Genomic DNA, 11351 nt, shown 5'->3' with positions numbered 1-11351 from the left:
GCATCGGTCACCGACGGCCAACCGGTCTGTGCTACACCATGCAGGTCTGCGCAGCCGCGCTGGCTTATCCGTTCACCCACGAGGCGATCATGAAGTTGGAGGCGTTGTTCGACCAGTTGCATACCTTGCCCACCGTGCCCAAGGTGGCGCAGGACCTGATCCGTCAGTTCGACGATCCGCAGACCAATATCGATACGCTGGCGCACAGCATCGAGCGCGATCCGGTCATCGCCGCCAAGGTATTGCGGCTGGCTAATTCGGCGCGCTTCCACGGCCTGCGCGATTCCACCAGCGTGGAAGATGCGGCCATGCGGCTGGGCTTCAACACATTGCGCACGCTGGTGCTGGCCTCGGCGATGACCGGCGCCTTCCGTGCAGGCCCGGGTTTCGACCTCAAGGCGTTCTGGCGCCACAGTTTCGAAGTGGCCGGCATCTGCCGCCTGCTGGCGCGCCAGCACGGGCTCGATCCGGAGACCGCCTTCACCTGCGGCATGATGCACAACATCGGCGAGTTGCTGATCCAGTCCGGCGCTCCCGATTACGCCAGCCGCATCAATCACGACAGTTCCTCGGCCGGCTATGCCGCCGAAGAAACGTTGCAACTGGGCTTCGGCTACCCGGAGGTGGGTGCCGAACTGGCGCGCCGCTGGCAGTTGCCGACCGTGATCCAGGACGCCATCGCCTACCAGGTGCGCCCCGCGGCCGCGCCGGACGGTGCGCGGATGCCGCTGCTGGTCGCCCAGGCGGTGCAGGTCTCCGACGCGCTGCACGCCCACGGCGGCGCCACCCCGGCGGCGTTGGAAGCGGTGCGCGGCCCGCTGATGGATGGCGTGGATCTGGACGCCTTGTTCGCGGCGCTGCCGGAGGTGATCGAAGCCGATCGCGCGTTTGCCGAGTTGCTGCACTGAACAGTGGTTGCCGCTGCGTCACTCCAGACGCAGCGGCTCGAACGCGCAGTCCGCCGCGCTCCGGATGTCCTCACTCCGGGAACAGGCATAGAACTGATCCTGCCCAGGGGCTGGCGCTTGATCGAGCTGCCAGCGGGATGGGCGTTGCAGTGTGATGATCAGGTTGCGTTGTGTATCCGGCGTCTGGCGATCGAAGTAGGCCAGATCCACCTCCGTGCCACCGTGTAACGCGTAGCTGCAATTGACCAGAACTCCGGTGCTGGGCGCCGCCGCGGCGAGGGTGCCGTAGTAGAGCGCTGATGAAAAATGCCGCGGACTGCCCGCGTTGGGTTGCAGCGTACTGGCCCACACGCCGCTTCCGGAGCCGACGTCGAGCCGGACAGGGGCGCGATAGCGTCCGGCTTCGTAGTGCACCGTTTCAGGTGCTGGGCATCGTGCCGCGTCCTGAGCAGGCTGCTTGCCGGATGCATCGGCAGCAGCAGGCGGCAGTAGCATGCCGGCCAGAATCAACGGTGTCAGTGGACGGATCATGTGTCGGACCTTTCGGCACGCGGCCGCGGTATGCGATGGAAGGCCGATGAAACAGGCTTGGCGGTCAGCGCACGCCGCATCGGCCGGAGCGGGGCACACAGGCTCTTGTCGACCCGCTGCTGCGCAGGACGATAGCGAGCGCCACGCCCTGGCGCCGGCGCCATGTGCGAATCAATGGCGCCAGGGGCGCACCGATGCAACGATCCACACGGGTCGCCGCCAGTTGGCGTCTCCATCGCGCCACGCAAGGCATCGCCGCCGATGTTGTTTGCGCCACACGCCATCCCTTGCACACTGTCACGCCGCGCCGCAGCTGGACTCGCATCGGCGCAGGCGCTAGCGTGGTACGGATTTTTTGCCTACAGGGGAATGCCCAATGCGCCACGACGCGCAACCGCGCCAACTCACCTTCCGCGCCGTCGTATTGGCCATCGTGCTGGCAGTGGTGCTTTCGGCCGCCAACGCCTATCTCGGCCTGTTCGCCGGCCTGACCATCGCCACTGCCATTCCGGCAGCGGTGGTGTCGATGGGTGTGCTGCGCCTGCTTGGCGGCGGCACCATTCTGGAGAACAACATCGTCCAGACCGGCGCTTCGGCCGGCTCGTCGATCGCCGCCGGGGTGATCTTCACCATCCCCGCGCTGGTGATCATGGGCTACTGGCCGGACTTCAAGTACTGGTGGGTGCTCGGCATCGCCGGCATGGGTGGCCTGCTGGGCGTGCTGTTCTCGGTGCCGCTGCGGCGCTCGATGATCGTCGAAGACCCGCTGCCGTTCCCCGAAGGCAAGGCGGCAGCCGAAGTGCTCAAGGCCGGCGAAAATCCCGGCCCTGGCCTGAAGATCCTGGCCGCCTCCGGCGCCATCGGTGCGCTGGTCAAGCTCGCTGCCGCCAGCGGTTTGCGCGTGATCCCCGATACCTGGGCGCAGGCCACCTACCTGGGCAGCACTCGGCTGGTGGGCTATATCGGCACCAACCTGTCGCCGGCACTGCTGGGCGTGGGCTATATCGTCGGCTTGAATGTCGGCATCGTGGTGTTGTCCGGTTCCATCCTGTCCTGGCACATCGCCATCCCGCTGTATCAACAGTTCTTCATGGGCTCGGACCCGGCGCTGGCACAGAGCCTGGTCGGTGCGCCGGCGGCCGATGCCGCGTTCGGCATCTGGGGCGCGAAGATCCGCTACCTCGGTGTTGGCGCGATGTTGATCGGTGGCGTGTGGACCTTGTTTTCGCTGCGCAAATCGCTGTTTTCCGGCGTCAAGAGCGGCTTTGCCGCCGCACGCAAGAGCGGTGGCGGCGTGGTCGCCGACACCGAGCGCGATCTGCCGATGAAGTGGATGCTGGTGGCGCTGGTGCTGTGCACCTTGCCGCTGCTGGGCCTGTATCAGGCCATCGTGCAGCAGTGGCATGTGTCGATCCCGATGACCATCATCATGATCGTGGCCGGCTTCCTGTTCGTGTCGGTGTCCGGGTATCTGGCCGGGTTGATCGGCTCGTCCAACAACCCGGTCTCGGGCATCACCATCTCCACCATCCTGTTCGCCTCGGCGGTGCTGGTGCTGTTGCTGGGTAAGGACGGTCTGGTGCCGGTGGGTATCGGCGCCGCACCGCTGGGTGCGGTGGCCGCGATCATGATCGGTGCGGTGGTGTGTTGCGCGGCGGCGGTGGGCGGCGACAACCTGCAGGATCTCAAGGCCGGGTATCTGGTCGGCGCCACGCCGTGGAAGCAGCAGCTGATGCTGGGCATCGGTGCGTTCTCGTGCGCATTGATCATGGCGCCGGTGCTGAACCTGCTGGCCCAGGCCTACGGTATCGGCCCGGCCACGCCGCAGCATCCCAATTCGCTGGGCGCGCCGCAGGCCACCTTGATGGCCTCGGTGGCCAAGGGCTTGTTCGGTGGCCAGTTGCCGTGGACGATGATCGCCATCGGAGCGGTGGTGGGCGCGGCGATCATCGCGCTGGACGAATGGTTGAAGGCCACCGGCAAGCGCTTCCGCGTGCCGGTGCTGGCCGCGGCGATCGGTATCTACCTGCCGCTGGAGCTGATGGTGCCGATCTTCATCGGTGGCCTGATCGCGCATCTGGTCGAGCGCTTCCACAATATCCGTGCCGACGACGAAGATGGCCGCGACCGCGTGCATCGTCCGGGCGTGCTGTTTGCCGCCGGACTGATCACCGGCGAAGCGCTGATGGGGATCGCCATCGCGGTGCCGATCGTGCTGTCCAGCCGCGCCGATGTGCTGGCGCTGCCGGCTGCCTTGCAACTCAATCAGTGGGTTGGCCTGGCCATTCTCGCCCTGGTCGGCTGGCTGCTGTATCGCGTCGGCAAGCGCGGCGAACAGGCGGCCTGAGCCGGCGTCAGACACGGCGCATGCGATGCATGCGCCGTCCTGGCAGGGCGCAAGGCGACCTGCCCGCAGCGCATGCCGCTGCCATCTGCACCATGCCCACGCACCGCCGCCGCAGACCCACCGACCGCTCCTGACGGCACTTCTTGGTCTGCAGCCCGTCTTTGCGCCGGCTTTATGCCAGATCCTGCGCTCATGCATAGCGCCTTTATGCAGCTGCTCCGTATCGTGCCGTCTCCCGCACGGATGATGCGTTACGGCTGCCGCATACCTCGATCGACCCCGCTGATCTCCGCGCCGCAGGCCATCGCGCCGCCGCTGCTGCCGACAAAAACGTTAGCCCAATCACACTGCGTTTCTTCCAATGTGCAGTTGCGGTCACTTTTTTGTCATACGAGCGCGACAGTTCGATAGGATCAACCGGACGCCGCAAGTCCGGCGTCGTGCAGTCGATCCGCCTCTCCACGTGCACCCCCACCCACTCACTGCTGGTTTGTCCTGTCATCGATCCAGCGCTTTGCTATGGAGTTACTGTAATGCTGACTGTTATTTCCCGTTCCTCGTCCCGCGCAGCGCGCACTCCGCTGCTGGCCATCGCCATGGCCGGCGTGCTGTGCGGCCTGGCAACCCAAGCGCAGGCGCAAGACGCCACCGAAGCGGCGCTCTGCACCGATCGGCCGACCAAGGCCAATGCCACCTGCACCGTGCCGGCCGGCGATTGGCAGCTGGAAACCGACATCGGCAATTACACGCGCGACAGCCAGCCCGGCACACGCACGGAAACCTCCTACTTCACCAATCCCACGCTCAAGTACGGCGTCAGCGACCGCATCGATCTGCAGCTCAATTGGGCGCCGCAGCTACAGGTCAAGACCACCGACCGCGCCACCGGTGCGCGCACCAGCCTGAGCGGCGGCGGCGATATCTATCTGCGCATGAAGGCGCGTTTCTACGAGAGCGACACCGCCAGCGTGGCGCTGCTGCCGTTCGTCAAGGCACCCACCGCACGTACCGGGCTGGGCAACGACACCTGGGAAGGCGGCGTGGCACTACCGGTCAACTTCGTGCTGCCCAACAGCTTCTCGCTGACCTTCGGGCCGGAAGTGGATTGGTTGGCCGACAGCGATGGCAGTGGCAAGCACATCGCCATCGTCAATGCGATCAATCTGGCGCGTCCGCTTACGTCGAAGTTGTCGATGGCGGTGGAGTTGTGGTCCTCGATCAACCGCGACCCTGCGCAGACTGTCGAACAGTACTCGGCCGATATCGCGGCATCGTATCTGCTCAACCCGCTGTTGCAGCTGGATGTGGGTGCCAACTTCGGCCTCAACGACCGGACACCTGACACGCAGGTCTACGTGGGCCTGTCGCACCGCTTCTGACGTCCTCAGCCACTCGTGCCGCAGGGAGGTGGCACGGGCAAGGCGCGCGACGGCGTCTCACCTGACGTCGCGCCGCATGACGTTCTGCCTTTGCGCGTGCGCCGCAGCACCGCCTACCATCGACGTTTTGCCGTTGCCGGAGATCTCGATGAAGCTGCGTCACGCCGTATTGCCCCTGTGTTTGCTGGCTGCCCTGCCAAGCCTTGCCGCCGCGCGCGGTTTCGATGTGCGCGACATGGTGGCGCTGGAGCGGGTCTCCTCGCCCACGCTCAGCCCGGATGGCAGCGTGGTGCTGTTTGCCAAGCGGCAAGCCAAGACCAGCAATGGCAAGCCCGCTACCAGCCTGTGGGTGCGCAATCTGCGCACCCGCGATTTGGCGCCGCCCAAGCGGCTCACCCCGGAAGGCTGGAACGTCAACAGCCCGGCGCTGTCGCCCGATGGCAAGACGGTGTACTTCCTCAGCAGTAAATCCGGCAGCCAGCAGCTCTACGCGCAGCCATTGGCCGGCGGCACTCCGCAGCAGCTCACCGCGTTTGCGGTGGGCGTGGATAGTTACAAGCTCTCGCCCGACGGCAAGCGCATTGCCTTTAGCGCAGGCGTGTTCCAGGACTGCGGCTCGGACCTGGGCTGCACCAGGAAAAAACTGGGCGAACTCAAGAACAACAAGGCCAGCGGCGTGGTGTACGACCAGCTGTTCGTGCGCCACTGGGACACCTGGAACGATGGCCGCCGCAATACCTTGTTCGTGGCCGAGTTGCCCGCGGCCGGCGCCAAGGCAGTGGTCGGTGCGTCGGCGATCAGCGCCACGCTGGCCGGCGATGCGCCGTCCAAGCCGTTCGGCGGCAACGACGATTACACCTGGTCTCCGGATGGCAGCACCGTGGTGGCGAGCGTGCGCATTCCGCAGTCGCATGGCCCGGAAGTGGGCAAGAGTGCCAAGACCAGCGCCAAGCCCACCGGCAACGACGAACCCTGGCAGACCAACTTCGACCTGTACCGCCTGGATGCCACCGGCAAGTCGGCGCCAGTCAATCTGACCGCGGCCAACCCGGCCTGGGATGCCGGCCCGGTGTTCAGCACCGACGGCAAGACCCTGTACTACCGCGCAATGAAGCGTCCCGGTTTCGAAGCCGACCGCTTCGGCCTGATGGCGATGGATGTGGCCAGCGGCAAGACACGCGAGATTGCGCCCAAATGGGACCGCTCGGCCGGCGAAATCGTGCTGAGCGACGACGGCAGCAGCCTCTACACCAGCGCGGATGATCTCGGCGACCACCCGCTGTTCAAGATCGATATCGCCAGCGGCCAGGCGACCAAGCTGGTGGGCGAGGGCAGCGTGCATGCACCGACGCTGGCTGGCAATACGCTGGCGTTTACCCGCAACTCGCTCAAGAGCGGCGATCAGATCTTCGTCAGCGACACGCAAGGCCAGGGTCTGCGCGCGATCAGTCAGAGCGCCGGCGAGCAGCTGCCGGACGTGCAGTTCGGTGACTACGAACAGTTCCAGTTCAAGGGCTGGAACAACGACACCGTGCATGGCTACGTGGTCAAGCCGTACAACTACCAGGAAGGCAAGACCTATCCGGTGGCGTTCCTGATCCACGGCGGCCCGCAGGGCACCTTCGGCAATGGCTGGAGCAACCGCTGGAATCCGCAGACCTATGCCGGCCAGGGCTACGCGGTGGTGATGATCGATTTCCACGGCTCCACCGGCTACGGCCAGGAATTCACCGACGCCATCAGCCAGCACTGGGGCGACCGCCCGCTGGAAGACCTGCAGAAGGGCTGGGCCGCTGCGCAGAAGCAGTACGGCTTCCTCAACGGCGACAAGGCCTGCGCATTGGGCGCCAGCTACGGCGGCTACATGGTCTATTGGATGGCGGGCAACTGGAACCAACCATGGAAGTGCCTGGTCGACCATGACGGCGTGTTCGACAACCGCATGATGGGTTACTCAACCGAGGAACTGTGGTTCAGTGAATGGGAAAACGGTGGCACGCCTTGGCAGAACCCGGCCGGCTACGAGAAGTTCAACCCGGTCCTGCACGTGGACAAGTGGAAAGTGCCGATGCTGGTGATCCACGGCCAGCAGGATTTCCGCATCCCGGTCGAACAAGGCCTGGCCGCGTTCACCGCGCTGCAGCGCAAGGGCATCGACTCCAAGTTCCTGTACTTCCCGGACGAGAACCACTGGGTGCTCAAGCCGGATAACAGCGTCTTGTGGCACGACACCGTCAACAGCTGGCTCAAGCAACATATCGGCCAGTGAGGCAGTGCCGGCACGCCGCCTGGTGCGGCGTGTCGGTGATGGCGCGTATGCCGTGCGCTGGGTGATCGGCAGGCGCTGGTCGCGAGGGTATCGGCCAGATTGCTGGTCGATGAAATGAGGGGGGGCGGAGGCTGCGACGCCAGTGGCGTGGTTGTGCTGCAAACCTGGCAGGTCGGCTGATGCAAGGTCTGCGGATGAGTGCGCTGGGGCTGGATCGGTTGCGACGCTCCCGGCTGCGGGCCGATGCATCCCCACCACATTTTGCCGCAGAGCATCACAGGCGTGTCAAACTAGCACTTATTCCGCTTCCCAGCTCCCTGTCAGGACCGCCAGGACCGTTTGCATGCGCACGTCGTTCCGCCCCGCATTGTGGGCAATCGCTCTGATCTGTAGTCCCGCCCTGGGCGCCGCGTCGCGGCCTGCTGGTGCGCCTGCGCGCGCACCGGTGGCGCTGCCGGCGTCGTCCGAGTCAGGTAGCGACGCGAGCGTGCCATTGCCGGCCACGCTGCAATCAGGCATGGGGTATCGCGCGTTTGCGCAGGCGGTGATGGAGCAGGGCTGGCAGCTGATGGACCCGCTTGCGGCCGATAGCTGCATGGCCGCTGGCGACTGCCAGATCGAGTTCATTACGCCCGGCGGCAGTGCGCGCCTGCGCGTGCAGGTGGGCTCGCAGGCCGGCGCGGCGGTGGTGCAGAGCTGGCATGCGCGACAGGTGCCGCTGGATCGCATCGGCAACCCGACCGCTGCGGCAGTGGATGCCAAGGCTGCACCGACTGCAGTCGACGCGGGCAATCACCCGCGCTGAGTCACCCGGTCGCAGGCCTATCGCGCATGCCGCGTATCATGGCGCGGCGGGAGCGGGTGGTTTGGATCGCGCGCCTCGTGTGATGCGCCTTTCCCGATTCCGAGCACATTGCCCTGCATGAACCTTCTCGCATGAAGAGCATCGATCCCGCCGATCTGGAAGCGTTGTTCGATGCCGTGCCGGACGTGTTGTTCTTCGTCAAGGATCGCGAAGGCCGCTACACCCACGTCAACCAGACCATGCTGCGGCGGCTGGGGCTGAAGTCGCGCAAGGAGTTGATCGGCAAGCGTGTGGCCGAGGTCTATCCAAGTGGCCTGGGCGCCAATTACGCCAATCAGGACGAGCAGGTGCTGGCAGGTGAGGTGATCGACAACCTGCTGGAGCTGCATCTGTTCGCCAACCGCGAGCCTGGCTGGTGCCTGACCTGCAAGCGGCCGTTGCTGGTGAATGGCAAGGTGCAAGGCATCATCGGCATCTCGCGCGATCTGGGCCCGCAGGACGGGCAAGAATCGCAGTACGAAAAGCTGCGTCTGGCGCTGGCGCATCTCAACGCCAACTACGCGCAGAACGTGCGCATGCAGGCGCTGGTGGAGATCACCGGGTTTTCGATGTCCAAGCTGCAACGCTCGTTTCGCAAGGTGTTCCAACTGACGCCGCAACAGGTGCTGGCCAAGCTGCGCCTGCAGATGGCGATGCATCTGCTGCACGGAAACAAGAGCCTCACCGAAATCGGCCACGCGTGCGGCTTCAGCGATCAAAGCGCCTTTGCGCGGCAATTCAAGCAAGCGGTAGGCATGACGCCACGCGAGTATCGTGCGTTGGCGAATGCGCAGCAGTTGCCTGCCGAAACGTTGTAGAACAGCGGACAAAGACGACTGCACAGCTGTGGCATGTTTGAAGCCGCCTTCGGCAATCAGCGTGTGCTGTGTGGTGTCTCCAGGTGCACCGCACCGCCAGCGCTTCTAGAGCGGCTAGCGAAACCCGGGAATAAGGCGTAAGCAGATGATGGAGCAATCAAGCCAGCGCAATGCCGGGCGGATAGCGATGTGACGTCGAAGCAGGCGCGTCGTTTGCCCATGCCAGCGAACCCGGCATGCGTGCGCTCGACGATTCAGCGATGACGCTCCAACCGCTCGTTGCGTTCGATGCCCTTGCGTGCAATCCGCGCAATGACGCCGCTGCTTGGGAGATGTACGACACCGTTGGATGCCGTGAGCTTTTTCGACATGCAGTTTGCTTGATCAGCGTGCGGGCGCTCTGGTTTTCGCAGATGGCCGGCAAGGCATCAAGCAACTCCTCAAACACGGCCGAAGCGTGCCGATTGATGCCGGGGGCCGACGCCGCCTTGGAGCGGCTGAAAAAACGGAGCGAGCGGTCTCAGGCGGGTGTGGGCGGCGTACAGGAACCGTCCTGCACGTGGATACATGCCGATACCGAGCACTGGCCGCGCAGGAGTGTGTTTAGCCGTTCTTCTTTTCCGGAGTGCTGCGATCTTTACCTCTTGCTTCACGGACCGCAGGTGCCGCCGGCGGTGTACCGTGGAACGCCCCGGAACTTCAGCCTGTTCTCTGAGGCTTCTGAGTTATCAGGCAGACTCACCCGATAGCCTGGTCCCGTCCTTGAACAGCTGCACGCGCCAACAAGTGGTTTCGTATCAGGCACCAAGCATTCGCGCGGTATGCGGGCAGCGCAGCATTCGGTGGTTTACAAACGCATCGCGTAGCACGCTTCTATCCGTGGCTGAGTCGAACTGCTTGCGTTGAAACGGCAATCACAGGCACCACGCAGACACCGCTAGATACATCAGTCGCGATCGCATGGTAAAGAAATGTTGGGCTGATCCGATAACGAGCGAGACAGGCACTGCGACATGCAACTTGACCGGGCAAGCGGATTGAGCACCATGACGCCACCAAGGCGGGGACTGCACCATGCCTGCGCGGTGGGCGTCGTTGCCGGCGTGCCGAGCCTTGCCTTACAGCACGATCAAGAACCGCGCACATCCCGAAAATGGGCATATCTGGACGTGGGGTGCGAGGCAATGGGATGGCAATCTCGGAGGAAGCACCGTGCCTAAAGTTGGACCGACCAATCAGGCCCCACGGGACCCCGCACAATCGATTGAAACTGCACCGACACCATTGGGCCAGGGGGCAGCCACAAGTACCTCTACCGACGTTGTGGCGCCCTCTGCGCAACTCGGCGGGCTTGCCATCAGACCGCCGAGACTGGCCCGAGCCTCCACAACTCATGCCCCAGCGACATCCTCTGCCAACGCCAGGGGCGTCATGGCCTCGCTCTTGGCCGCGCCGTCAGTACCGCCAGCACAAGATCCTTTACAAGTATTGAGCAGGGCCTCGTCCAGGCTGAAACAATTCAACGACTTGACATTCAACGTAGCGCCGACCGAACCAGCGGACATCAGAGCTCTGGAAGCAAGACTCAATTCCGGGCAGGCCATGCTCGTATCCGCTCGACAAGGCTTGAATGCACTGGCCGAGTTGAAGATTCAACGGCGCCTGACGCTCCAGAGCATCGATGACTGCGAGAATTTCTTGGTGTCGCAGATCGCACAGACCGCATCCCTGCAATACGCTTCATGCGAGACGATGATCAGACAGAAACTGGCCACGGAATTGGGCTATGTGATCACCCAAAGGGCCGAGATGGTGGTCTTGCCCCCTGACGCCATCCGTCTGCAGCAACCGCAATCCTGGCTTACGTTACGCACTCATCTTCTTGATGTCATCGAAGTGATGGAGGATGTTTGCCAGCGCATCAAAGTGCCGATGTCGGGTAAGGAGCCGCGTGACTCGCTCAAGGACAAGCTGCAGGTCCTCAGGGGAATTGTGGCATCGTGCCATGAGAAGATGCAGACAGTCCGCGGAATTCTCGTCGAAATACATTCAGTGAGACTTGCCGATCAAGCCGAAGATTGCGGCCTGCACCAGGTGCTTGACCAACTGAAGGAGCTTGAAGAAATCGACAACCTCAACAAATTCGAGGTGGGCGAAGCACTCAGGCGTGTGACCCAGGTCAATGTCGAACGCTATCTTTCAACCGAGCACTCGGTTACACCGGAGATGCTGGCCATCTGCAAGAACGTGCTTTT

At 63.9% G+C, this 11351-nt stretch carries 7 protein-coding genes, 1 other RNA gene and 2 pseudogenes; 7 read left to right on the top strand and 3 right to left on the bottom strand.

Features of this window, described 5'->3' with window-relative positions; genetic code table 11:
* Positions 1–89: 89 nt before the first annotated feature.
* Entirely contained in the window at positions 90–908 is an 819-nt protein-coding gene (locus XBLMG947_RS18245; RefSeq protein WP_065470022.1) for an HDOD domain-containing protein, read from the top strand.
* Between the two features lie 18 nt (positions 909–926).
* Here XBLMG947_RS18245 and XBLMG947_RS18240 read toward each other — a convergent pair whose 3' ends face one another.
* Positions 927–1439: a DUF3757 domain-containing protein gene (locus tag XBLMG947_RS18240; protein WP_065470000.1), complete on the bottom strand. Its 513-nt coding sequence runs from the start codon at positions 1437–1439 to the stop codon at positions 927–929.
* A gap of 376 nt (positions 1440–1815) precedes the next feature.
* Here XBLMG947_RS18240 and XBLMG947_RS18235 point away from each other — a divergent pair, with 376 nt between their 5' ends.
* From XBLMG947_RS18235 to XBLMG947_RS18215, 5 genes are all read left to right on the top strand, one after another.
* Positions 1816–3786: an OPT family oligopeptide transporter gene (locus XBLMG947_RS18235; RefSeq protein WP_065469999.1), complete on the top strand. Its 1971-nt coding sequence runs from the start codon at positions 1816–1818 to the stop codon at positions 3784–3786.
* Between the two features lie 533 nt (positions 3787–4319).
* Complete coding sequence (locus XBLMG947_RS18230) at positions 4320–5165, top strand: transporter (protein ID WP_065469998.1); 846 nt, start codon at positions 4320–4322, stop codon at positions 5163–5165.
* A 148-nt stretch (positions 5166–5313) separates the two neighbouring features.
* Positions 5314–7434, top strand: coding sequence for an alpha/beta hydrolase family protein (locus XBLMG947_RS18225; RefSeq protein WP_065470021.1), 2121 nt, complete (start codon positions 5314–5316; stop codon positions 7432–7434).
* A 343-nt stretch (positions 7435–7777) separates the two neighbouring features.
* On the top strand, positions 7778–8239 hold the full coding sequence (locus tag XBLMG947_RS18220; RefSeq protein ID WP_065469997.1) for a hypothetical protein: 462 nt from the start codon (positions 7778–7780) through the stop codon (positions 8237–8239).
* Between the two features lie 131 nt (positions 8240–8370).
* The gene (locus XBLMG947_RS18215; protein ID WP_065469996.1) at positions 8371–9096 is read left to right on the top strand and encodes an AraC family transcriptional regulator; all 726 of its coding nucleotides are present in this window, start codon (positions 8371–8373) and stop codon (positions 9094–9096) included.
* Between the two features lie 114 nt (positions 9097–9210).
* Here the strand turns inward: XBLMG947_RS18215 and XBLMG947_RS22870 are convergent.
* Positions 9211–9568: pseudogene (locus XBLMG947_RS22870) on the bottom strand (IS5/IS1182 family transposase); the annotation flags it as partial.
* 23 nt (positions 9569–9591) lie between these two features.
* Positions 9592–9665, bottom strand: a non-coding RNA gene (locus XBLMG947_RS18210) — sX9 sRNA.
* Positions 9666–10308: 643 nt separating this feature from the next.
* Here XBLMG947_RS18210 and XBLMG947_RS18200 point away from each other — a divergent pair.
* Positions 10309–11351, top strand: a pseudogene (locus XBLMG947_RS18200) (type III secretion system effector XopP); the annotation flags it as partial.

Source organism: Xanthomonas bromi (genome assembly GCF_900092025.1).
Taxonomy (GTDB): domain Bacteria; phylum Pseudomonadota; class Gammaproteobacteria; order Xanthomonadales; family Xanthomonadaceae; genus Xanthomonas; species Xanthomonas bromi.
This window is presented reverse-complemented; position numbering and strand designations above follow the sequence as displayed.

Excerpts from the sequence above, each read along its gene's own strand:
- XBLMG947_RS18245 (WP_065470022.1), top strand. The coding sequence starts at position 90 with ATGAAGTTGGAGGCGTTGTTCGACCAGTTGCATACCTTGCCCACCGTG.
- XBLMG947_RS18240 (WP_065470000.1), bottom strand. The coding sequence starts at position 1,439 with ATGATCCGTCCACTGACACCGTTGATTCTGGCCGGCATGCTACTGCCG.
- XBLMG947_RS18235 (WP_065469999.1), top strand. The coding sequence starts at position 1,816 with ATGCGCCACGACGCGCAACCGCGCCAACTCACCTTCCGCGCCGTCGTA.
- XBLMG947_RS18230 (WP_065469998.1), top strand. The coding sequence starts at position 4,320 with ATGCTGACTGTTATTTCCCGTTCCTCGTCCCGCGCAGCGCGCACTCCG.
- XBLMG947_RS18225 (WP_065470021.1), top strand. The coding sequence starts at position 5,314 with ATGAAGCTGCGTCACGCCGTATTGCCCCTGTGTTTGCTGGCTGCCCTG.
- XBLMG947_RS18220 (WP_065469997.1), top strand. The coding sequence starts at position 7,778 with ATGCGCACGTCGTTCCGCCCCGCATTGTGGGCAATCGCTCTGATCTGT.
- XBLMG947_RS18215 (WP_065469996.1), top strand. The coding sequence starts at position 8,371 with ATGAAGAGCATCGATCCCGCCGATCTGGAAGCGTTGTTCGATGCCGTG.